General features: G+C 36.8%; 23 protein-coding genes and 2 pseudogenes. 7 read left to right on the top strand and 18 right to left on the bottom strand.

What is annotated here, in order from left to right; translation table 11 throughout:
- Positions 1–677 precede the first annotated feature (677 nt).
- The 10 genes from LI951_RS14480 to LI951_RS14440 are packed head-to-tail and all read right to left on the bottom strand — an operon-like array spanning position 678 to position 8,381.
- Entirely contained in the window at positions 678–2,072 is a 1,395-nt protein-coding gene (locus tag LI951_RS14480) for an oxaloacetate decarboxylase subunit alpha (RefSeq protein ID WP_229442731.1), read from the bottom strand.
- Complete coding sequence (citX, locus tag LI951_RS14475; RefSeq protein WP_202069269.1) at positions 2,065–2,616, bottom strand: citrate lyase holo-[acyl-carrier protein] synthase; 552 nt, start codon at positions 2,614–2,616, stop codon at positions 2,065–2,067. Before citX ends, LI951_RS14480 begins: the two co-directional genes overlap by 8 nt.
- Positions 2,609–4,141, bottom strand: a complete 1,533-nt coding sequence (gene citF / locus LI951_RS14470) for a citrate lyase subunit alpha (protein WP_229442730.1) — start codon at positions 4,139–4,141, stop codon at positions 2,609–2,611. Before citF ends, citX begins: the two co-directional genes overlap by 8 nt.
- A 2-nt stretch (positions 4,142–4,143) precedes the next feature.
- The gene (gene citE / locus LI951_RS14465) at positions 4,144–5,031 is read right to left on the bottom strand and encodes a citrate (pro-3S)-lyase subunit beta (RefSeq protein WP_229442729.1); all 888 of its coding nucleotides are present in this window, start codon (positions 5,029–5,031) and stop codon (positions 4,144–4,146) included.
- The gene (citD, locus tag LI951_RS14460; protein WP_229442728.1) at positions 5,019–5,327 is read right to left on the bottom strand and encodes a citrate lyase acyl carrier protein; all 309 of its coding nucleotides are present in this window, start codon (positions 5,325–5,327) and stop codon (positions 5,019–5,021) included. The genes citE and citD overlap by 13 nt, the downstream gene beginning before the upstream one ends.
- A complete protein-coding gene (citC, locus tag LI951_RS14455; RefSeq protein ID WP_202069263.1) occupies positions 5,324–6,334 on the bottom strand; it encodes a [citrate (pro-3S)-lyase] ligase in 1,011 nt (336 codons plus the stop codon). Before citC ends, citD begins: the two co-directional genes overlap by 4 nt.
- A 13-nt stretch (positions 6,335–6,347) precedes the next feature.
- Entirely contained in the window at positions 6,348–6,473 is a 126-nt protein-coding gene (locus LI951_RS15200; RefSeq protein WP_267491487.1) for an OadG-related small transporter subunit, read from the bottom strand.
- Positions 6,474–6,488: 15 nt separating this feature from the next.
- Positions 6,489–7,604: a sodium ion-translocating decarboxylase subunit beta gene (locus tag LI951_RS14450; RefSeq protein ID WP_229442727.1), complete on the bottom strand. Its 1,116-nt coding sequence runs from the start codon at positions 7,602–7,604 to the stop codon at positions 6,489–6,491.
- Positions 7,605–7,651: 47 nt separating this feature from the next.
- Complete coding sequence (locus tag LI951_RS14445; RefSeq protein WP_229442726.1) at positions 7,652–8,041, bottom strand: acetyl-CoA carboxylase biotin carboxyl carrier protein subunit; 390 nt, start codon at positions 8,039–8,041, stop codon at positions 7,652–7,654.
- A 19-nt stretch (positions 8,042–8,060) separates the two neighbouring features.
- Complete coding sequence (locus LI951_RS14440; protein WP_229442725.1) at positions 8,061–8,381, bottom strand: hypothetical protein; 321 nt, start codon at positions 8,379–8,381, stop codon at positions 8,061–8,063.
- A 411-nt stretch (positions 8,382–8,792) separates the two neighbouring features.
- Between LI951_RS14440 and LI951_RS14435 the strand changes: the two genes are divergently transcribed.
- From LI951_RS14435 to citG, 3 genes are all read left to right on the top strand, one after another.
- On the top strand, positions 8,793–10,139 hold the full coding sequence (locus LI951_RS14435; RefSeq protein WP_202069258.1) for a CitMHS family transporter: 1,347 nt from the start codon (positions 8,793–8,795) through the stop codon (positions 10,137–10,139).
- Between the two features lie 145 nt (positions 10,140–10,284).
- The gene (locus tag LI951_RS14430; RefSeq protein WP_202069257.1) at positions 10,285–10,980 is read left to right on the top strand and encodes a GntR family transcriptional regulator; all 696 of its coding nucleotides are present in this window, start codon (positions 10,285–10,287) and stop codon (positions 10,978–10,980) included.
- Positions 10,976–11,845, top strand: coding sequence for a triphosphoribosyl-dephospho-CoA synthase CitG (citG, locus tag LI951_RS14425; RefSeq protein WP_420705945.1), 870 nt, complete (start codon positions 10,976–10,978; stop codon positions 11,843–11,845). The genes LI951_RS14430 and citG overlap by 5 nt, the downstream gene beginning before the upstream one ends.
- On the opposite strand, the gene LI951_RS14420 is transcribed toward citG, so the two are convergent.
- The gene (locus LI951_RS14420) at positions 11,842–12,552 is read right to left on the bottom strand and encodes a response regulator transcription factor (RefSeq protein ID WP_202069256.1); all 711 of its coding nucleotides are present in this window, start codon (positions 12,550–12,552) and stop codon (positions 11,842–11,844) included. The two genes, citG and LI951_RS14420, sit on opposite strands and share 4 nt — an antisense overlap.
- Positions 12,553–12,601: 49 nt before the next feature.
- Between LI951_RS14420 and LI951_RS14415 the strand changes: the two genes are divergently transcribed.
- Positions 12,602–14,419, top strand: a complete 1,818-nt coding sequence (locus LI951_RS14415) for a cache domain-containing protein (protein ID WP_202069255.1) — start codon at positions 12,602–12,604, stop codon at positions 14,417–14,419.
- A gap of 475 nt (positions 14,420–14,894) precedes the next feature.
- Here LI951_RS14415 and LI951_RS14410 read toward each other — a convergent pair.
- Positions 14,895–15,330 (bottom strand): annotated as a pseudogene (locus LI951_RS14410) (transposase); the annotation flags it as partial.
- Positions 15,331–15,360: 30 nt separating this feature from the next.
- On the opposite strand from LI951_RS14410, the pseudogene LI951_RS14405 reads away from it, so the two are divergent.
- Positions 15,361–16,320 (top strand): annotated as a pseudogene (locus LI951_RS14405) (IS30 family transposase).
- Between the two features lie 148 nt (positions 16,321–16,468).
- Here LI951_RS14405 and LI951_RS14400 read toward each other — a convergent pair.
- Positions 16,469–17,506: an IS630 family transposase gene (locus tag LI951_RS14400; RefSeq protein ID WP_229442723.1), complete on the bottom strand. Its 1,038-nt coding sequence runs from the start codon at positions 17,504–17,506 to the stop codon at positions 16,469–16,471.
- 141 nt (positions 17,507–17,647) lie between these two features.
- On the opposite strand from LI951_RS14400, the gene LI951_RS14395 reads away from it, so the two are divergent.
- Together LI951_RS14395 and LI951_RS14390 are read left to right on the top strand one after the other, a co-directional pair.
- Positions 17,648–17,905, top strand: coding sequence for a tyrosine-type recombinase/integrase (locus LI951_RS14395; protein ID WP_324254797.1), 258 nt, complete (start codon positions 17,648–17,650; stop codon positions 17,903–17,905).
- 345 nt (positions 17,906–18,250) lie between these two features.
- Positions 18,251–19,435 (top strand): IS110 family transposase, encoded by a 1,185-nt coding sequence (locus LI951_RS14390; RefSeq protein ID WP_229442722.1) that lies wholly within the window; start codon positions 18,251–18,253, stop codon positions 19,433–19,435.
- A gap of 599 nt (positions 19,436–20,034) precedes the next feature.
- Here LI951_RS14390 and LI951_RS15195 read toward each other — a convergent pair.
- The 5 genes from LI951_RS15195 to LI951_RS14370 form a co-directional block, all read right to left on the bottom strand.
- Complete coding sequence (locus LI951_RS15195; RefSeq protein ID WP_267491763.1) at positions 20,035–20,583, bottom strand: CPBP family intramembrane glutamic endopeptidase; 549 nt, start codon at positions 20,581–20,583, stop codon at positions 20,035–20,037.
- Between the two features lie 31 nt (positions 20,584–20,614).
- A complete protein-coding gene (locus LI951_RS14385) occupies positions 20,615–21,928 on the bottom strand; it encodes a YcaO-like family protein (RefSeq protein WP_229442721.1) in 1,314 nt (437 codons plus the stop codon).
- Positions 21,921–22,838, bottom strand: coding sequence for a bacteriocin biosynthesis cyclodehydratase (locus tag LI951_RS14380; RefSeq protein WP_229442720.1), 918 nt, complete (start codon positions 22,836–22,838; stop codon positions 21,921–21,923). Before LI951_RS14380 ends, LI951_RS14385 begins: the two co-directional genes overlap by 8 nt.
- 5 nt (positions 22,839–22,843) lie before the next feature.
- A complete protein-coding gene (locus LI951_RS14375; protein ID WP_229442719.1) occupies positions 22,844–23,719 on the bottom strand; it encodes a SagB/ThcOx family dehydrogenase in 876 nt (291 codons plus the stop codon).
- On the bottom strand, positions 23,716–24,037 hold a 322-nt coding region (locus LI951_RS14370; protein WP_324254796.1), incomplete at its 5' end, for a DUF5963 family protein. The genes LI951_RS14375 and LI951_RS14370, both read right to left, overlap by 4 nt.

The raw sequence follows: 24,037 nt of genomic DNA, 5'->3' as shown, positions 1-24,037 counted from the left end.
GCGTACCCGAATTTTCTTACTCAACGGCCTTATTCAATACAAATAAAAAACACCGGAGAAGGAGTTCGATTCCTTCTTCCGATGTTCATTGGTGATATTATCAGTCCGATTTGACAAAGAGCCAAAATCCCTTCGTTTATAAGCTCTGTTGCGCCTATAAACGAGAGGATTCTTACTATTTTTTTTTACATTATTCAAGGGGCTGTGACATAAGTTTGTACTAGTCCCTTAAAACCGAATAAACGGTGTTCCAGTCTTTGTATGATTCGAGCATTCGAAGAAGCGTAGAAGCAAGTTCATACATGCCCCCCAGACATGCGACGAGCATTCGAAGAAACCGTAGGAGCAAGTTCCTACATGCCCCCCAGACATGCGACGAGCATTCGAAGAAACCGTAGGAGCAAGTTCCTACATGCCCCCCAGACATGCGACGAGCATTCGAAGAAGCGTAGGAGCAAAGCCCCTCCATGCTTCGAGGATCGGAACGAAGTCCTTCAATTCTTAGTGGCTCTGCCGTTTAGAAATTGATGAGATCGAAACGAAGTGTAGTGAGAACCGTAGACACAGAAGCAGCTCTCTCGGAATTAAACTGAATGATCTCAAAAATATGAGAAGCTATTTTCAAATTATCCAGCTTAATTCTCGGAGCTGAACACTTCTGTCACAACCTCCTCTTTTTAAAACAGATCAATTTTCACTTCAACCGTTTGGATTGGTACATCATAAAACAGATCTTCACGCCGACCTAAGAAATCTTTCGCTTGTTGGGGGAAGAGTGCATACATTAAAACATCTTCTTCAGATTTTGCATATGCTTTAATTTCTTCTCTGAACCCAGGCAGTTGAGGTGCAATCAAGTCAGCTGGACGTTCAGTGATTACTTCCTCATTGCCAATGATTGTTTCTTGAATTTCAGCTGAAATAGGTGCTGGAGGACGTCCATATAAACCACGAACGTAATCTTTAATTTCAGTCGGTACCAGCTTGTAGCGTTCACCAGAAATAACATTCATCAACGCCTGTGTACCAACCATTTGAGATAACGGTGTGACTAAAGGAGGAAATCCAAGGTCTGCTCGAACTTTTGGCACTTCCGCCAATACTTCATCATACTTATCCTGCAAGCCTTGTTCAGTTAACTGACTCAATAGATTGGACAACATACCACCAGGCACTTGATAAATCAATGTTTTTGGTTCTACGTCTTTCACTTTAGGATTCAATATCCCCTCTTCACGAAAACGATCACGAATTGGGTTAAAATACTCTGCTATTTCTGCTATCTTCTTCATATTTAATCCCGTATCGTAACCCATTTCTTCCAGTGCAATGGCAACAGACTCTGTAGCAGGCTGACTTGTGCCGCCAGCAAAAGATGAAATTGCTGTATCAATCACATCTGCCCCAGCCTCGGCAACTTTCAAATAAGTCATTTCTGAGATGCCGCTTGTCGCATGTGTATGCACTTCTAACGGTAAATCAACAGTATCTTTGATACGGCTGACTAGCTCGTAGCCAGTTTGAGGAGTAAGAACCCCAGCCATATCCTTAATACAAATTGAATCCGCACCAGTATCAGCCATTTCTTTAGCCAATTCTACAAAATAATCAACCGTATGAATTTCACTTGTTGTATAAGAAATAGCCGTTTGACAATGCCCTCCTGCTTCTTTTGCTGTGATAATCGATGTTTTTAGATTACGTGTATCATTGAGCGCATCAAAGACACGAATAATATCAATCCCATTTTTAATCGATTTTTCAACAAATTCTCTGACCACATCATCTGAATAATTTTTGTACCCCAGCAGATTTTGTCCACGGAGCAGCATTTGTAATTTTGTTTGTTTCACTTCTGCACGAATTTGGCGCAGACGTTCCCAAGGGTCTTCATTTAAGAAACGAATACAAGAATCAAACGTCGCTCCGCCCCACATTTCTAATGAATGGTAGCCCGCTTCATCCATCGTTTTGATTATTGGCAACATGTCTGAGGTAGGCATTCGCGTAGCAATTAAGCTTTGTTGCCCATCACGCAAGACTGTTTCCATAAAATGAATTTTTTTAGTCATTTGCTTGTATCCTTCCTTCTTCAATTAACTCATGAATTTTTTTGTGCAGCTCTTCCACCGAGTGCGTGCGTGAGCGGCCACAAACTTTTGCATCTTTTTCACAAAGAAAACATTTTCGTTTAGGATACCCCAACTGTTCACGGCTAATATTTTTGATCTCACCATTATCCAGCCACAAAACATCCAAATCCACTAAACGCCCATATGGATGGGTTTCCTCTAATTTAATCATTCGTTTTTTTAGTTCTTCTTTTGTCAGCGGCACCAATAAAAAATATTCATACCCGGTTTTTTCATTACGATACACATTAACAAGAGTAACCACATCTGAAACACATATCTCAACCTCGTCTGTGACCTGTTTAAATGCTTTTTCCAATTCTATTGACGTTTTGACAGATCCGGGAATATTCATTGTTGCAGATAAAAGTGTGTATTGCGGATCAGAGATCAACAATTCTTTTTGTACATGCACACGCCTCTCTTTCGCATCCAATGCTTCCATTAAGGAAATCTCCGGTCCATCGAATAAGGAGCTATACATTTTTTACAACATCAATCAATGTGCCGTCTCGATATTCAATCAGTGCAACGACTTTCTCTCCATATTGAATCGCTTCGGGTGTTCCAACAATGCTGTACGCTTTTTCTTTCAGCTCTTCAATCGTGTACTGAGGAACATCCAGCTCTTTGAAATGGTCAATCAAATCCTGACGATTTGGATGAATCGCAATCCCCACCTCAGTAACAACAACATCAATACTCGTTCCAGGCGTTACCACTGTATTCACCGTATCAACAATTGTCGGTATTCTACCACGAACCAGCGGAGAAATGACCAAGCTCATCTTACATGCCATACTAGTATCGGAATGACCGCCAGAAGCACCACGAATAACCCCATCTGACCCTGTCATTACATTGACATTATAATTGGTATCGATTTCCAGTGCAGACAAAATAGCTGTATCTAATTGATTAATTACAGCTCCCTTACTCAAAGGAGAAGCATACATATTCGCATCAATTTCATAGTGATTGCTGTTTTCCCCCAGCGATATTGCAGATGGATGATCGAAATCCTGCACATCGATAATTTTTTCAACGAGTCCTTCTTCCAACAATTCCACCATCGCATTTGTAATTCCACCTAGCGCAAAACTCGCTGTAACGTCATCTTTAATCATCGCATCACGTAAAAATCTTGAAACTGCCAATGCTGCGCCGCCTGTCCCTGTTTGGAACGAAAACCCTTGTTGGTAATAAGGAGAGCTGGTGATCACTTTTGCCGCATATTCCGCAATTAGCAGCTCTTTAGGATTTTTTGTAAATCGAGTAGCTCCATTGGCAATCCCACTTGGATCACCAATGGCTTCAACTTCAACGATATAATCAACATCTGTCTGAGGAATACTAATCGGTGTATTCGGAAATGGAACAAGTGTGTCGGTAATAATTACGACTTGATTTGCATATTTTGCGTCAATCATCGCATATCCTAAAGAACCACATGTCGCTTTACCAACAGTACCATTTGAATTTCCATAAGCATCTGAACTAGGAGCCCCTAAGAAAGCAACATCAATATGAATATCCCCTGCTGCAATAGCACGTGCCCGTCCTCCGTGCGAACGGATAACAACAGGATTTTCCATAATCCCTTCAGAAATAGCAGCACCGACTTTATCACGTAAACCACTTGAAGTAATATTTGTAACCACACCATTTTTGATATGATTAATTAACGGTTCATGGACATTGGCAATAGAACTTGGTGCAATGGAAAGATTTTTAATACCCATATTGGCAATTTCTTCTAAAACCATATTCATGACAAAATCTCCCTCACGAAAATGGTGGTGGAAAGAAATAGTCATTCCATCTTTTAAACCTGTTTTTTCAATTGCTTCGCGAATACTTCCTAAAAGCTTTGAATCTCTTGGTCGAACAGGCTTAATTTTGCGACTGGCTTCGTTATACTCAGCAATATGTGCTAATTCTCCTTCAAAAACACCATATTGATCGGCGTATACTTGAGGGATTTCTTTACCTACTTTATTCATAACCATGACTAAATATCCTCCCCAGTAATCAGTTTCGCAGCTTTTGCTAAAGCAATTACTCGTTGTGCCCGCTCAACGATTGGTTTATCCACCATTTTCCCATTAACAGAAATGACACCTGAACCTTTGGCTTCTGCTTCACGAATCCCCCAAATAACTTCTTTGGCATTTTGAATTTCTTTTTCTGTTGGTGTATAAATCGCATTTACTAAAGGGATTTGACGCGGGTTAATGACTGATTTACCATCAAAGCCCAATTGTTTAATGCGTTGAACTTCTGCCTGAAAGCCTTCTACATTATCGACATCAGAATATACTGTATCAATTGCTGCGATTCCTGCTGCTCTTGCAGAATGAAGAATCATATTACGGGCAAAAGAAAGCTCCTGTCCATCTGGATAACGTCTTGTTTTCATGTTTGTTACATAATCTTCCGCCCCTAAAGCAATACCAATCAACCGATTAGAAGCTTTGGCAATTTCCCGGGCATTCAATACCCCCTCTGCTGATTCAATAGCTGCCATCATCTTGGTTGTTCCAACTGGAATCTGATTTGCTTCTTCTACAGCAGTAATAACCTCTGCTACATCGACAATGTCCTGTGCTGTTTCAGTTTTCGGTAAGCGAATAACATCTACACCAGCTAAAACCATTGCTTCAACATCTTGTGCACCGCCTGCGTCCAATCCATTAATACGTACAACGGTTTCTACATTCTCATAATTAAACGTTTTCAAAGCAAAATGAACCAATATACGTGCTGAATCTTTTTCCTTTAAAGACACCGCATCTTCCAAATCAAACATAATTGAATCAGCTCCATAAAGCGGAGCATCTCTTAACATTGCTGCATTTGCGCCAGGTACAAACATCATTGTTCTTCTTAAGCGTTCCATGAGTCAATTTCCTTCCAATCATAAGTGTCTTTTTGTGCTGCACGATAAATTGCTGTGATTGTTCGTGCTTGAATACTGCAATCTAACGCCCCTTTATCCACAGCAGTCACGCGAACAGCTTCAACACCTAGTTTTTTTATGGTTTCTTTGATTACGTTTCTGATTTGTTGCCCAAATTGTTTTTCCACACTGCTCTCCAAAGAAATTTGAATCTCTTTTTCTTCAATCGGCTCAACTGTAATCATAATATCGCTGGATTCAACAGTTCCTGCCATTGCACTTTGGGTAATTTTCACGTTCTTTCACCTCTAGTATTTTTTTGTTTTTTTATATAGCTATCGGTTGGTGGTGGTAAAAATTCAATTAATCGTTTGCTGTCATGAGTATGCAAAGCTTCTCTCACTTTTGTTGCACTAATGATCTCTCCATTGACACTCAGTCTTGGTAGAACAACTAACTCCAAAGAACCATCAAAAACAGCTTTCATCGACTGATTATAAATATCCGTCACTTTTGAATAAGGTTCTTCTCCAACAAACCGTGTTTGAATATCTAATACAGGAGCAATCTTTTCTTTAAACAGCTGAGCATCAACTGCTGCCTGCATTCTTGCAACACTTTCTACCGCATCATCCTTTAAAAAATAAGAGGGAAAGGTAGCCGAAGAAACTAGATAATCATTTGTTGGCAAAACGGTAACGTTCGTTAAATGTGCAACGCCTTGCTTGACCATCTCTAATCGGTCTTGAGATGAAAATTCTGACCGATCTTCTGACAGAACAAACACATATACTTGATTACTCTGCTTTGAAGCCATTTCGATAAGATACTGATGCCCTTTTGTAAAAGGATTTGCATTCATAACGATCCCGCTTCCAGAACCAGTCTTCTTATGTTTTTTTAACATCAAAAGATAGCTCTGGAAATCAGGGAATCCTTGTTCCATAAAAAGAATATCGGCAGTTTCGATAATGGTTTGAAAGCCCAACGAACGAAAGACAGGTTTATTACTTGGTTTCGTATAAACGAAATAATGATGCTCTCCTTCTTCTGATAAGCGGTTAATGAGATGCTGAACGATTTCAGTTAACAGGTTTTCTTCCTGATAGTCTTTGCAAACAACTAGACACTTTAGAATATTGTGATAATAAGAACCTGTAGCCGCTAATGTATCATCTATATAAATTCCAACAGTATAGTCAAGTTCTTCATCTTTATTCAAATTCGCTTTATTCATCAGGTTTGCCCATTGTTCATAGGTCTTTTTATCTTTTTTTAGCCATAGTCTTTTTATTACGTACATAAAAAACCTCTTCTTATTTCTTAATCGGAAATAGCTTACTTAATAACATAGATGCAAGGTAGATAATTAGAATAACTCCGAACACGCCACCCCAGCCCAATACAAGCAATTCAAGTGCTTTCGCTAAATCTGCTGACATACTGACTCTCCTTTCTTAAACAAGTAACGCAAGTAACAAGCCGCCTGCAATTACTGATGCAATCTGTCCAGATACATTCGCTCCTGCTGCGTGCATTAGAATAAAATTCTGCGGATCTTCATCTGTTGCCATTTTTTGAATCACTCGGCTGGACATTGGGAACGCTGAAATCCCTGCAGCACCAATCATTGGATTGATTTTTTCTTTTCTAAACAGGTTCAGCAGTTTTGCAAATAGTACGCCACCTACAGAATCCATAATAAATGCCACTAAACCTAAGCCAATAACCATCAATGTATCTACTTGTAAAAATTCTTCGTATTGCATTTTTACAGAAATAGATAGTCCTAGTAAGATACTAATGATATTAACCAGCTCATTTTGGGCAGTAATTGATAACCGTTCCAACACGCCACATTCCCTTAATAGATTTCCAAACATCAAAAAGCCTACTAGTGGAAGTGAGACTGGCGCAATAAGTCCTGCCACAACAGAAATCACGATTGGGAATAAAATTTTTGCAGTTTGTGAAACTTCTCCAGCACGATAACTCATACGAATACGACGTTCTTTTTTGGTTGTCACAGCTTTAATAGCTACTGGCTGAATAATAGGTACCAGCGCCATGTATGAGTATGCCGCCACCATAATTGCACCCATGTATTTTGAATTCAATGTATTCGCTACAAAAATAGAAGTCGGTCCGTCAGCCGCACCGATAATACCGATTGACGCAGCATCATTTAACTCAAAGCCTAATAAGACCGCAACAATAATCGTAAAGAAAATTCCAAACTGTGCTGCTGCACCAAATAATAGTAAAAATGGATTTTGCAATAATGGACCAAAATCAATCATTGCACCAATACCGATGAATAAGAGCAGTGGGAATAGTTCTGTTGAGATACCCATGTCAAATAATACTTGAAAAGGACCTGCCTCTCCTCCAGCACTTAATACACCAGAGTTTGGAAAGTTGACTAAAATCGTTCCCAATCCCATAGGAACCAAAAGCGTTGGTTCATATTCTTTTTTAATTCCTAAATACATCAGAACACCGCCAATTACCATCATGACAATTCGTCCTGGCTCTTGACCCATTCCTAAAAACCCTTCAATAAGTGTTTCCACTAACGTCACTTCCTCTTTTAAAATAAATTTATTTCAAGCTGTCTTTCTCAGTGAATGGTAATTAGAGATTCACCTGGGTTAACCATATCTCCTTGACTCACATGAATCCCTGTAACGGTTCCTGCTTTGCCTGCTACGATTTCATTTTCCATCTTCATTGCCTCTAAAATCATAAGGGGCTGATTTTCTTGAACAGTATCACCAACATTTACCAAAATTTTCAAAATAGTTCCAGGCATAGGTGATGGCATCGCATCTGCTCCTGCTTGTGTTGTTTGAACAGCCGGTGCCGCTTCTTCAGCTGGAGCCGGTGCCGCTGGTGTTGGTGCTGCCGGAGCTGCTTGAGCAGGTGCTGTCGGTTGAGGTACCCCTCCAATTTCTTCCATTTCTACCAAGTACTCTTTTCCATCAATTGAAATTTTAAATTTTCGTAACATCATTTTTCCTCCAAAGGTTCTATTTTTTTACAATTTTTCGGATAACAAATTGACTACTCTCATTCGTTCCCGCTGCAATGCTTGTGGCGATTAAGGAGACAAGCTTTGCTTCCGGGTTCCGTTGTAGGATCTTCTTAACAACAAATTGACTCTCCGGCTGATCTCCTGTAGCAATAGCTGTCACAATCAAACTCACCAACTCATAATCTTCCGCACTTGCTTCTATATATGGGGGAACCGCTTCCCATTCTTCCACTTCTTTGATAGTTGTTTCAGAAACCGATGTTGGTAATTCAGGAGGTTGTTGCTCTCTATGAAACAATCGTGCAAATATCCCCATGCAGTTACTCCTTTCAATTTTTTCGTTCTCATTCACATTATAGTAATAATGGACCAATTCGGTAGTTCAAAATGAAAGATTATTGTTTTTTTTCTGTTCATATTTTGACAAAAAAACAAGAAAACGCCAACAAACAGCTTTAAATCAACGTTCCAAGGTTGTTAAGACTTTTTTAATATATTGTTAAGCATTCCCTAAGATTAACTAGACCAAATTGTTTTTTTCCTGTTCTTTTTTCAAAAACGATCTATCTTAAACACACAATATTGCTTATTCTATATTCGTCGGGCGGAGTTAAATCAACAGTCTCTCAATTTAAAGATTTACAGCAATTGGCTTTTTTATTGATCACGATTGACACCGCTTACAATAACGGAACTTATTAATTGATTTGTAGAAAGGAAGAAAAAAATGTTATTAACGATTTTATCTTATGCCATGATTATTATCTTCATGTTTGTAATCATGAAAAAGAAAATGTCACCATTTACTTCTTTGGTTGTGATTCCCTTAGTATTCACCTTAGTTGCAATGGTCGCAGGCGTATCAAAGGAAGGAAATATCGGAGATTTTGTAATAGAAGGAATCAAAACAACTTCTAATACGGGGATCATGTTGCTGTTTGCCATCTTATATTTCTCTATTATGCTGGATGCAGGCTTGTTTGATCCAATTACAAAGAAAATGATTCACTTTGCCAAAGGGGACCCAATGAAGGTCTTAATGGCTACAGCTATTGTAGCTGCTACAGTTTCATTAAACGGTGACGGAACTACGACTACTTTAATCTGTTGTTCTGCATTCATTCCTATTTATAAAAAATTAAACATGAAAATGATGAACCTTGGTGTTTTGATTATTTTACAAAATACGATCATGAACTTGCTTCCTTGGGGAGGACCGACTGCACGAGCTATGGCCGTTTTAAACGTTGATGCAGATATCCTTACCTACTTAGCTCCAGGAATGATCATCTCTATTTTATACGTTATCTTCTTCGTTGCTCGCCGTATGGGTAAACAAGAGCGTGCACGCTTGGGAATCACTGAATTAACTGATGAAGAAATTGAAGAAATGACAACGGTCACAGATCCTGAAACATTAGAAATTCGCCGTCCAAAAAACTTCATTTTCAATAGTATCTTAACAATTGGTTTAATTGCCTGGCTGGTTGCCAGCTCATTTATTGACTCAATTGCTCTTCCTCCGCTGCTGTTATTCTTAGTCGGAACTTGTATTGCATTAATGGTAAACTACCCTATTCTAAAAGATCAGTCTTCACGAATTGGGGCAAATGGCGGGGATGCTGTTCAAGTAGTTATCTTAGTATTCGCAGCAGGTGTATTCATGGGCTTATTCCAAGGTTCAGGAATGGCTGAAGCTTTAGCAAACAGCTTCACTCAAATTATTCCTAAACAGTTGGCTGGGTTCTGGGGCTTGGTTATTGCACTCATCTCTGCGCCGGGTACCTTCTTTATCTCAAATGACGGCTTCTACTTCGGTGTTCTCCCTGTACTGGCTGAAGCAGGTCAGGCTTATGGATTTACAGATATGCAAATGGCCCTTGCTTCACTAATGGGACAAGCTTTCCATTTACTAAGTCCTCTAGTTGCGTTCATTTATTTACTTCTACGCTTGACTGGACTGGATATGGGGCAATGGCAAAAAGAATCTGCAAAATATGCATTAGGAATTTTCATTATCTTCATCGTAACGATTATTCTATTAGGTCATATGCCGCTTTTCATTCCACAATAATCAATACCGCATTTTATGGGACGGGTCGTATTTACGGTCTCGTCCCTATTTTATTAACATTAAATGAGTGTCTTCTGAAAACCCTTGCAAAATCTCTTATACTGGTATATATTTCAGTTGCACTATGAGAAATGAGGAGAAAAAAATGAGTAACGTTGTTGAAGCTGTACGTAAGAATTTAGATTTAACACAAAATAAAACATTAAATGTTTTAATCTATGAGGCTTTCCGAAAAACGATTATTCTAGGCGACATCCCTGCGGATACTCGGATTAATGAAAAAGTTTTTGCAGAAGAACTAAATATCAGCAGAACCCCCATTCGTTTGGCTATGAGGCAATTAGTAACAGAAAAGCTTGTTGAACATGTTCCCAAAGTTGGCGTCGTCGCAAAAGGGATTCGGATAAAAGATGCCTATGAAATTTATGACATTCGCAAATCACTGGACAGACTGGCTACAATCAAAGCCATGAACCAAATGACCGAACAAGATTTTGAAAAGTTAAAAGAATTGTTGGAACAAGGTGAAGCTTACAACAAAGCTGATGAAATAGAACTGCTCTTACAAAATTTTTCTGATTTTAATGCGTTCATCTACGAAAAAAGCCAAATGCTTCGTCTGAAGTCCATCGTTCTGGACCTTCAAGCCTATCTCGTCTATTTTCGGGATATCGCCATTCGTTCCTCCAAACGACGAGACAAAGCGCTTGAAGAACACTGGCTTATTTATCGAGGCATGAAAACAAAAAATGTGGAACAAATTACCTTAATTACACATGAACACTTAGATCGCTCCTTGCAGTTCATCTTGGCAGAAATGGAGCGCAGAAAAATTGATTAATGCCTTTTTTCCCCAGCATCTTGCAGATTATGCCCAGAAAGCTCTGCTTTATGAAGTAACCTTAAGTCCAAAACCCGGCTTAGTTGATCCTTTAACTACCGGAGCCCATACAGATATGGATGTCTTTACATTTATGGACAGCATTGTAAGTCTTCGGCCTTTCCTGGAACAGTATGTAGCTATAGGGATTTCCCACCAAGGGGAGCCTGCCGCATTATTTAAAAAACTTAGAAAAACAGGCGCTTCTGCTGAGGAGAAGATGCTACAGGCAACAAACAACGTAAATACTCATAAGGGCGCAAATTTTTCCTTTGCTGTAATTTTAGGTGCAACAGGCTTTTATCTTCAAAATAAAGAAAACTTTCGTTTACCGTTGTCAGCAAAAGATAGTGAAGCAATTTTAGCTTTATCCAGTCAAATGACACAACACTTAGTTTTAGAAGATTTTGTTGATTTAGAAAGCAAACCTTCACTAACCTATGGAGAAAAATTGTATCTGACCTACGGAATAACAGGAATTCGAGGAGAAGCGGCAGCCGGTTATCCAAGCCTGTCTCAAAAACTTCTTCCCTACCTGCGAAAACTGGAAACACCAACTCTTGAAGAAACTTTATTACGTGCCCTTATTTTCTTAATGAGCGAAATTGAAGATAGCAATTTATTGCATCGAGGCGGCTTTGAAGCCTGGAAAACGGTAAAGGCAGAGAGTAAAAAAATTCATCAAGCAGCTCTTGATAATAAAGAACTACTTGATGAACTCCGTCAATATGATATGCTATTAACTCAGAGACATTTAAGCCCTGGCGGTTCTGCGGATCTTTTAGCCTTGGGGATTTACTTTGCACAGTTGGAAGGACTGCTTTAATTCCCATGTGGCAAAAACGTGTATCCTAAACCCCAAACGGTTTTGATATATCGCGCATTTTTAGGGTCGTCTTCAATTTTGTTTCTTAAATGATTGATAAAGACCATGACTGTATTTGCGTCCAGCTCACTGTCATCCCAAACGCTGTGATAAATTTGTTCTTTTGAAAAGACCTGATCAGGGTTTTCCATAAAAAACTGCATTAATTTTATTTCTTTTGATGAAAGCTTGATCTGCTCGTCTCTTTTAAATAGCTGATAACGTGCTTTATCAAAGCAAAAATCACCGACGACAATTTTACTTTCCCTGGATTGACTACGATGCTCTTTAAGTACTTGTCCTCGATCAAGTGTGGCAATGACTTGGGCTTTTAATAAGCTCGGTAAAAAAGGTTTGGTCATATAATAATCAGCGCCCATTTCCAGACCAGCAATAATATCTTCTTCATTTTTCTTCCCGCTAAGAAAAATGATTGGCACAAGCGGATTTTCTTCTCGAATAATTTGAGCAAGATGATACCCGTCATTTTCATATTCTAAACAGATATCTAATAAATATAAATCAAATTTTACTCTGGTCATAATGTCTACCGTTTTTTCAACTGAATCACTTTGATAAATTAATATCCCAGTAGATTGTAATGACTTCCAGATTAGTCGTCGAATCGCCGGATCATCATCGACAACAAGAATCTTTTCGTTTCTCACGTTCTTTCCTCCTTCATGTTTTATCTATTTTTAAAGGGAGCTCTGCCTTATGAATAAACCATCAAATAAACTACTAAGTCTAGGGATTACCTTTGTCATTTGTTTAACTATCCTTGGCATACTGATTACTGCAAATAGTTATCGGCAAACACAAAAACATGCCCTGGAAATGGGAGAAAACCAGCTGGCTAAAATCAATGACTCTGCGATTAAAATATTAAGGCTGGAAATCAAAGCATATACCTTAGCCTTGGAAGATTATGCCTCAAATATTTTTAATGAAACCAACTACCATGAGCTGATTGATGATCCTCAAGTCCAAAAGAATCTTCTTTATAAAACTTCTGCTGCGGCTGGCTTATTTTTGATCTCTCCTGAAGGAACACTTCTTTCCAGCAGAGATATACATTCAGACCAGTTTACAAATGAAAAAATTACAACAATTTATGTAGATAAAGATCCACTTTACCAAGAAGCAATCCAAGGAAGTATCAAGCAAAATGGCGAAGCTTATTTTATTAAAAATACATCCTATGTCAATCTCTATCGACCTGTCTATGATAAAAATCAGGTGCTTCAATCAATTCTAGTCTTACCCATCAATTTAGAAGAGCTGTACCAGCAGGAAATTGATACAACTGAAAATCAAAACGGGTATACAATGATCAAAAATGAAGAAATGAAAGTGATCATGCACCCTTCAACAGAGCAAATTGGTTTGGATATTGTTGAAGACCGGCGAAAAAAATTCCCTGATCTTGATTACTCAGATTTAGAGGACTTAGAAAAAGTGCAGCTTGCCAATGAAAAAGGAACACTGAGTTATAGCTCCTACTGGTGGACAAAAGCTGATCCGAAAAAAGTACTGAAAATATCTGCCTATGAATGGATTACTATTGGAGAAGCCAGATGGATTGTCGCCAGCTCGTCTGATTTTTACGAACGCAATGGCATGGTGCTTCAGGAAAATTTGATCATTTTGGGATTACTGGCGATTCTATTAGCCATTGTCATTCTTTTAGGTGTAAGCTTCAGTAATTACAACCGGCAAAATAAGATCTACTTAGAAAACCTTCAGCTTGTCGAACGCCAAGAATTTCTAAAGGAAAGGCATGAGTTAGAAAAAAATATGCTGCAAAAATCAAAATTAGAAACTGTGGGGCTTTTAACGACTACCATTGTCCATGATATGAACAATTTCCTTACTCCAATGATTGGAAATCTTCAACTATTAATCGAAGAATACCAATCAAATAATACACTTATTACAGAGCTAAGTGAAGTCTACCAAGCAGCTGAAAAAGGTCAAAAGCTATCGGCAAATGTTCTGCGCTTTACCAAATCAAGTACGGCAGCTAAAGGAGTCTATTCTATTGATAAGGTTGTTTTAGAAGCGATTGAAACCATGAAAATTCTTGTACCAAAATCCGTTACACTCCTTTATAATGCTAAGCCGGCAGGAAATTCATTTTTTGAAAAAAACGATCTTCAAGTTATTTTATATAACCTTATTACTAACGCTTACCAAGCGCAGATGGCAAATGCATTAATTGAAGTTCAGCTTTCAATGGCATCAGGAACACAGTTGGAAAATTTCCAAAACCACTCGCTGGCTTATCGTGAAAAGCAGTTTGCTCAAATCAATGTAATAGACAATGGACCTGGCATTCCTAAAGAAATTGAAGAAAAAATGTTTACACCATTTTTCACCACTAAAACAGGTACTGACGGCACAGGTCTGGGACTCTTTATTGTTTCTTCTATTATCAAGAAAAATGACTGGCTGTTAGAAGTTAAAAATACTGATACCGGAACCACATTTATTATTGGCATTCCATTAGCAGAGGATTTCCTTTTATCCAACTGATTGATTCATCTATTTCAATGCCTGCTCTTTGAAATAGATGTTTTTTAATATATTGTAAAAAAATTTCTTTATTTTCTTCTAAAAAACAGAAATCGCCTGCATTCTTGAGCAAGTATTCTATTTTTTCTATACACTTTTATTATAAACAAAAATACGGCTGATTAATTAAAAACACACTAAAAAAACAGTAAGACTTTTACTGGGACATCTATGTACTAAATATCTGCTCAGCTGTTTTTTTACTTTTTATTTAGTTATTATTTACCAATTGGACTCCTATATTCTTCTTTATTCGTCCTATTTTATACACATCCCCCCTATTTCTTTCTCATACCTATATTTTACCTTTTTTATTAAATTATAACCACCCATCCAACAGGTGGTTTGCGCCACGGGTATAACCCGGCTCATTGTCAAATCGGATTGATGAGAGAAATACGGATATGGATCATTGAGAGTGAAACACTTTCAATAATCAACTTTTTTGTTCGGTCATCTTTATCAAATCGTTCATAAGAAAAATACGTATTTTCATATTTTGAAAGGATTTAAACCCATAGGAGACTCGTTTCAATATTTTTATATGAGTATTCATCGCTTCTAATTTTCCATTAGAATAAGGATAAATCATGGCGTTACGAATGCCTTCTTCGTAGGCAAGTAAATGGCGGACTATTGTCCGAAACCCTTCGTCCAGTTCGGTTGGAAGAGCCTGTAGTTGTTCAAAGAAAGCGTGGTGATCTTTCTGTCGGAAAGCTTCAGCCAATTCATGAAACACCTGATAGGTAAAGCGAAGGGCGGTCGAGTCGATCAAGCATCATCGCCTCAGTCAGATAAGGAAATTTTTGTGCTCGGAAGCTGCACCATATTTTGTAAGTGGAAGGATTAATCGTCGTTCGATCTTTTAATAACGCCGATAGTAAAATTAAGCTATACAACAAATGACCTATACCTATCTTACACCAAATGAACTCGTGATGATAGAAGCGTATTACCACGAGGGAAAATCAGTTCTGAAGGTAGCTACTAGACTAACACGCTCTAGGCAGACGATTTATAACGTCTACAAGTTCCTCTTACTAGGAAAAACGGCGAGTGATTATTACGAACAGTACAAAGAAAATAAAACACGTTGTGGGAGACAGCCAATTATTTTAGCGGCAGATCAACAGAAGGACATTCAAACCCTAGTTGCTCAAGGTTGGACCCCAGATGTGATTATCGGCCGAGCAGCGTTTCCTATTTCATGCTCTGTCAGGACACGCTATCGTAAGTTCAAAGCCAATCCATTTGATTGCGCAAAATTACCAATGAAGGGAAAAAGAAAGCCCAACGGGTATAAAGAGTATCGTGGAAAGCAAGCATTCAAACGCACTATTTCAGAAAGAATTAATGGTTATCCTGAATTTAACCGGGAATTTGGTTATTTGGAAGGCGATACAATTGTTGGTATTCATCATAAAAGTGCTGTCATCATGCTGGTTGAGCGCCTGTCAAAAGTGATTATTACGCTGAAACCAGACGGTCGCAAAGCAGTAGATACCAAAAAAGTGACCACTAAATGGTTACAAAATATTCCCAAGAACTTATTTAAATCCATTCCCTTTGATTGTGGAAAAGAGTTCTCACATTGGGAAGGTATGAGTAATAACAAGGATAGTTCGATCTATTTTGCAGATCCTGGAATACTGTCATAACGTGGATTGAATGAGTATTCTAACGGCTTAGTGCGCAAAGATAGGCTTCCTAAAACGATGGATTTTAATCAAGTTGACCAAGCCTTTGTTTCAGCTGTTGCTTCCAAAAGAAATCACATACCAAGAAAATCATTAAACTATCAGACACCATTAGAAGTATTTTTGAGTTACCTAAATGATGAACAATTGTCTAGCTTAATTTGACAAATGAAAACAGATAAAAAAAATAAAGGTAGAAAAAAACAATTATTAATCTGCCAAGAGTGCTGAAATCAATACTAATTTCTTGGAAAAACAAACAATTTGAAGAATTGAAACAATTAAATATATAAAACCTGTAAAAGAATTTGGATTATAAGCATAACCGATCGATCACCTGTGTAGGAACTGTATTGACCCACTGAATAAATGAACGGACAGCTAGTGTTATCTGATAGTACTTTGAAAAAAAGACATTATTAATGCATGAATCCTTCAACCATTTCCAAAGCCCCTCAATCTGATTCAAAATTGGGCTATAGGGTGGCAGAAAGAGTAACTGTAAGCGTGGATTGGCATTCAGAAAAGGGACCAAAAGTTTGGCATGATGAACGCGAGCATTGTCTAATACCATAACGATCTTCCCTTTTGGATAGAGGGTGAGTACCTTTTCTAAAAAAGCTAAAAAAACTTCTGCATCATAGGCAAGGCCTTCTTCGACATAGACTGCACCCGTTTCATAGTTAAGAATACCAGTCAATTTCACACTAAAATGCTTCCCATAGGTCTTAATTAATTTTTGTTTGCTTACAGGAAACCAGGTTGATAGTAAAGCCTGATCGTCTCTAATGGTCGATTCATCTTCAAAAAGTAAATGGTCACTCTCGCCATTTAGCAGTTTTTTTTCAGCATCTAACTGTTTGATAAACAAGGCTTGTTTCTCTTTGTCTGCACTGGCCATCGTGTAGCTCGGTCTTGAGTAACTCAGACCAAGTTGATGTAACTGTTGGAGCATACTACTTTGGGCATACTCAACCCCATAGGTAAGTTTTAACCAACTAGAAGCAAGGGAAGCCGTCCAATTGTATCGACCAGGAAATCCTACTTCATGAGGAGATTGATTCTGAATCACCTGATAGAGGGCGTGTCCTTGTTCAGATGTCATAAAAGTAGGACGCCCAGTGGATTTTTTAGGAACCAGCCCAAGAAGTCCCTGTGTTTTATAAAGATGAATATACTGTCCGACAGTATTGGCTGAACAGCCAACCATCTCAGCAACAGCAAGGCTTGTATAGCCTTGCATACTTAAATGAATCGCTTGATATTTCCGTTGTAGGACAGTGTTTTTCACATAAGCGAGTTGGTCGGCGATTTCGGCAATTTGTTCTGCAGAATAACGATGATATTTCATGGCAGGCACCTCGTTTTTACTTTAAGTGTAACACGTCTGGTAAGTTACGCTATGTCATCGATTCTTTTACAGGTTTTATATATCCAACAAACTCCTAATTAGTATTTATTTACTTCTTGCGATAGAAAGGGCAATATAAATGTGTGTGTACACACTGACTTTTTGAACTATAGAATTAATAAAATTAAATCAAGACATCCAGAACTTACTCATATCAGCCCACATATGCTTCGCCACACTTCAACAACACCAGCAAGTATTGGAGGGATGTCTATTAGTGAACTTAGTAAAGCACTTACTCATACAGATATTAGTACTACAAAAATTTATACACATAATCCTGATGTAGTTCCTCAAACACCTGCCGAATTTATTTATGAAAATATAGAGCAAAAATAGTTGTGGGGATTAGGTGGAGAATCTAAAAAAGAGGTTGGGACAAACACTCATGAGGGCTATCGCCCACACCAAACAGAATGAAAAGAAAAAAATGATCGACCTACACGCTATTTCCTGTCATACTAAAGAGGACAGAAGGGCTTGTAGGTCGATCACTTATTGAGGTTCTTTTCCAAGTTGACCTTGAGGGACAAACTAGATCGTTCTACTCATCTGCTCCTGCGGTTACTCGTCGCACAAAAAGATGTGTACCAATCATTAGGTCATAGAACCTGCGTATAAAAATAAATTATTTCTATAAGTAGAATAGCTCCTTCTGTACATTTTTTCAAGGGGGAATTGGACATGGAAGATGTACTTCGTTCTTGTTGTGCTGGATTAGACATCCATCAAAAGGTCATTGTTGCCTGTGTGATTCGTTCTGCTGAAGGAAAAAAACGCCCGGAAAAATTCTTTGGCAGTTTCGAAACAACAACTCGCGGCTTATTGGATTTATCTGATTGGTTATCTTCTTACGAAGTCACACATATCAGTATGGAAAGTACAGGGGTCTATTGGAAATGTGTGTGGCGAATTTTACAGAATCATTTTGACCTGCAATTGGCGAATCCCCGTCACATCAAGAATATTCCAGGGAAAAAAACGGATATGAAAGATGCCGAATGGATTGCTCGATTAACTCGGTTGGGTGTCGTACCCACAAGCTTTGTTCCACCCGAGCCTATTCAAGAATTGCGAGATATTACTCGTTATCGGAAGCATTTAGTTGAAGACTTGAATCGAGAAAAAAATCGTGGACATATGGTGTTACAAAGTGCCGGAATAAAGCTGACTTCTGTTATTAAAGATGTCTATGGCAAATCCGGTCGAGCGCTTCTGTATGCCTTAATTGAAAATAAAGAGATCACAGAAACACTTATTCTCGAGTGTGTCTATACTACTTTACGCAGAAAAGTACCGCAGTTGATGGATTCTTTAGAAGGGTTCATGACCGTTCATTATCGAAAAATGCTCGCTCTTCATCTCAAACAAATTGAGTGTTTAGAAAAACAAATTCAAGAAGTCGAAGAAACAATCAACGACTATCTCACTCCCTATGAAGAGTATGTGGAACGGTTAGAAGAACTCCCGGGAATCAATCGGCGAACAGCCGCAGTTGTGCTCGCAGAAATCGGGATAGATCTGTCTGTCTTTCCAACAGCTGGACATTTGGCTTCGTGGGCAGGAGTGAGTCCGGGTAATAATCAGAGTGCTGGAAAAACCTACAGCAGACGTGTAGGTAAAGGCAATTCTTATCTAAAAAAAGTGTTAGCACAAGGAGCATTGGCCGTTTCCCAAGGGAAACCCAATCGAATACAGGCATTTTTCTTTCGGATAAGAAGGAATACCGGACACAAAAAAGCGGTTGTAGCGACCGTACATTTGATGTTACGAATCATTTATCGGATGTTTTCCGATGCGTCCCGTTATCAAGAACTTGGAGAAAATTATCTACAAAATAGAAAGAACACCTTAACAAACAACCGCTAAAGTGTTCTAGACCAAATTTGACTAACCACACATTAAGCAGCAGGTAGTCTTTTTTTGCATTTTTTGGGTTTTAGTTTTCGTATAAAAAAGCGATCAGCTCCGAGAATTAAGAAGGAATATCCGAAAATTGTCAAGGAACACGATTCATAGAATGAATAGCTGTGAATTGATACCTCCCTGGAGTTTCTCATATTTTCAGGATCGTTCGGCTTAATTCCGAAGGAGTTGCTTTTGTACCACCGTTTATTCGGGCTTAGATACGAAGAGAGTTTGGAATTTTATTTCTGTCCCACTCTCTTGAAAATTCCATTGTAGCAAGGATATTAACGCTTAGAGAATTGTGAAGCTTTACGAGCTTTCTTAAGACCTGGTTAATAGCTATCAACTTTCATACAGTCTCAAATGATTGATTTAATAGCAAAACCAACTATTTTACTAGCAAAAAAAATTTAATGAATTTCATGGAATTTTATTCTGTTGTTCCCTATAATCTTCTCTTAAAAAATTCAGCACCAGTATGTACCCTACACAAATAAATAACAAATTAGTGTTTAAGACTGTTCCTTCTATAGACTATTCAATGGAATAGATAGATCAATTTACCAATTCTTGTATTTATCATACGAACTAATCCTTATCAGGTAAACAAAAAAGTTAAATATGATATGAATCGATATAGTCACAAAAAGATTTAAAGTAAAAATGAAAGCTAAATTCAAAACCAGAGAAAAAGTACTTTTTATAATTGAAGATGCTCCTTGATAAAAAATATGAGCAATCACAAAGGCAAATGTCGATAATAAAATATATTGGAGACTATTATACCCGAAAAGAAGGCAATACTGATAAATAAAGTAACGAAATATTGTTTCTTCTAAAATAGGAAAATGAACAACAGATTGAACAACAATTTTATTCTTTTTGTATATAGAAATTATTTTATTGATTTTTTTTTCAAGTATTGCATATTCTAAAGCAAACAATAAAAAGGGTGTACTCAATACTAATACTATCGAAATCAAAATAGGCAAGCTTCCTTGAAAAAAGAAGCCGTTTATAATAATTACACAAAAAAGACATATCAAGTATTGAGAAAAATTACTTTTCCTCCCAATAATCGGAAACCTCTTAGTCAAAAGAAGAAACATTCCAGGAAATAAAGTGATTAGAAATAATAAATCATGCAATTGGATGTGGAAGATTGTTAATCACACCTCCTAATTCTTTGTATCTAGTATGATAGTATGGCGGATAAGACGGAAGGTGTATAGATAATAACTCTGGCAAAATAACTCGACTTACTTCCAAATTCATATGCTTAAATTCTGAAGGAGTAATTGCTAAAAAAGCACCGTACTCACTAAGTCTAGATAAATCTCTCATCAGTTCTTTTAAATTTGTCGCTTTTTCTACTTTTAGTTCCGCTTGTTCTGGATTATTTTTGAGTTTTGGTTTTCCAAATTTTGAATAGAAAATGACATTATCATCCAAATTATCTATGATTTGTGTTTCCTCTGTAATTGATAGAAACTTCTCTTTATCCGTCCAAGGAACATTCATATTATATTCTAAAACCGTTAGACATTCCATAAAAGAACGATATAAAGAATTATATAGAGCATATCCACCTTGAACTCCTACCGTATATCTTGGTATCTTCTCATCTTTATCCTTAGATTCTATTTCACATAAAATAACAAAAATCGATTTATCAAAAGTAATATCAGTAAAAGTAACTTTAAATTTTGATAAGAAATTTTTAACTGCTATTTGTTTTCTAAACCACAAAGAAAGGCTTTTTTTAATATTAATATTTAACTTTTCTCCTTCAAACCCTCCATACCACCACATATTGAATGAATCAATTTGTAAATATTCAATCAAAGAGTTCTCAATACTCTGTTCCATTGTTTCATGGCAAGCAGTACCTGTTGATACCGCACTTGTAATATATCTTTTTTCATTTGGGAATAGACTCTCTGTATACATCATAACAAGTTGTAATGGCATCCATACTTTTTTGTCGGGATATATAAGTGAATTCATCGGAATCCATTGAATAGCATCATCAGACAAAATATAATTACCAGTTTCCGATTGAGAGTAATAAGAATTAATATATTTCAATTCACATATTAAGTCACCTTCCTGTTCATGTTTCATCTTATTATATGAGCAGAAAACAACCTTATCTTTAATAATAGTAGGCAATAACGAATACGTATACCTTTCAGCGCTCTCTCCTAAAAAACTGACCAACGTCTCGCTGAAATTAATACCATATCCACTTAAATGATAACTTATTTTAGGCATATCTTTAGAAATGAATTTTTCAAAATTAACAAAATTAGCAGTCAAATAATGGTATTTCATAATTGGAAAAGAACTGGATCCTAGAAAAAAATTGTTCTTATCCCAAATACCTGTTACATTTCCACTCAATAATTTCCATCGTAATTCATTATATGAAAGGTTATTTTGAATATCAATCACTTGTCATCAACTCCTTTAATACATTAACCGAGCGTATATTTTGCTCCTCAAACAACGTATTATTAAAGGTAACACAGTTGGAACAACAGCTTTGGATTCTGTTAGAATTAAACGAATATTCATAATTGTTCATGTTAAAGTGAATAGTATTTCCCAATAGGGAGGACTGCCCATATATATTAATATTATCAAATTCTTTTTTCACTATCGATAATGCAAAAAGTAATTCTGAGGAAGATACATCCATATCTCTTTGTTCGATATAATTATCTGCGAAGCCTTCAAAGTGACTCATTAGTTGTTGCTCTAAACACTCATAACAACCAGTTTCACCATGCTCTATACATGTGACAAATACATTCTCATTATCAAAAAAAGTAATAGTGTTAATCGTTTCAGTTAGCTTCATCAGCTTGTTAAATCCTCGTAAAAGAGATAAATTAAGCATTCTTGTGATTAAATAAACATGTTCAAAATCCTTTAATATTGATTTTTTTTGTTCTATAATAATTGACAATTTCAATATATTTTTATCTTCATTTAGCAGATCAAGTTCCTTAGAAGTTAAAAACTCTGACGCTGAAATTACTTTGGAATATTGCCCAAAATAGCTTGTCACCTTTTCAACAAGTTCATCTTCAACGATAACTAAAGGCTTTTTCAATTCTTTTTTAGCAATTGTTAAAAATCCAAATTTAGTTAGTGTTTTAAAATCATCATAGATAGCATATTCCGGAGTAATAGAAATAGTTTTCTTTTCAATTAGTTCTTGGAACGCTTTAACAAAGTCGTTTGAGCTATCTTCTTTATTAATAACTAGCTCACTCTTATGAATTACACCGCGTTTTAATATAAACTCACTATCATTACTTACAATTTTTGTTCCATTTTTAATTATATACGTTTTCATATCATCTATTCCTTCCCACAAATATTGGTAAATACAATGTGATCATTTACCCCATCCAAGTATAATAACTTTTCAATAACAGATTTATTGAATCCAGCTATTGGACAACTTGTAAAATCCATGGACTGGCAAACCAAGTCAAAATTATGAGAAATTCCTCCTAGTTCTACAAGTGTGTTCAACAATGACAGTTCACCATATTTAACAAAATTCTTGTTTACGGAGTATTCAAAAAAGACGCAAAAATTCATATTGACAATGTCAATGTTGTCTCCAACAAAAAAATGAGTTGAATCCACATTCTCAATGTCCAATGGATACAGACTGTGGGAATAAGGTTGATACTTATACATACCTTTTGAAATACCAGAAACATTATTTATATACAAGTAAATATCTATTGGATACAATCCACCACCTGAAGAATAATGTCTAGTTGTAGCTATTAAATCATCATACACGAGTTGCCGACTTCCTAAGCCAAAAGAAAATTTGATAATAGTAGAAAAAGTTCCAAAATCCATCATTTCATATACAAACTCTCTTGTACTATGTCTTTTTTCAAGAACTTTAGAAAATTGAGTTTTAATTTTTTTTGATGTTTTAGACAAATAAATAGTATCTTTATCCAACAACTCTTCGGCTTTTTTAGCTTCATTAATTAACGAAGCTAAATTAGATTCATTATAAAACATAATACTTTTAAAATCATTTAAATTTTGCTTATTCAAATTTAACAAATAGCTCAACATAGGAGAAGTCGTACTTCCAAACATCATTTGAGAATATATGTGCTTATTATCATTATTTGACAAGTTTGCATCATCTTTTGTTAACAGTGTATGGATATTGAAAAAACCTTTTTTCTCAAAATCAATCATTTGTCATCCTCCTTCCTTTTTCTATTTTTCAAAGCTATAACAACTTCGGTTACGATGGCTAACACCATTGAAAATATAATCCCGATAAACATCATATTACTATTATTTGGTGCTCCTTTAAATTCGTTCCCCACTTTTTGAATATCAAAAATAGTAAAACCAAAGATGTTTACACTATATTCAGTTAAAGAAGATCCTTTAACATAAGTATATCCAGAGCGAATTGCCATAAAGCAAACGAAAACTCCTAAAATAATTCCTAAAATAATAGATACGATAACACGAGTCGTTGGATTGTTAAACTTCTTTTTCATTAAT

The sequence above is a fragment of the Enterococcus sp. BWT-B8 genome (assembly GCF_020567625.1).
Taxonomy (GTDB): Bacteria; Bacillota; Bacilli; order Lactobacillales; family Enterococcaceae; genus Enterococcus_L.
This window is presented reverse-complemented; position numbering and strand designations above follow the sequence as displayed.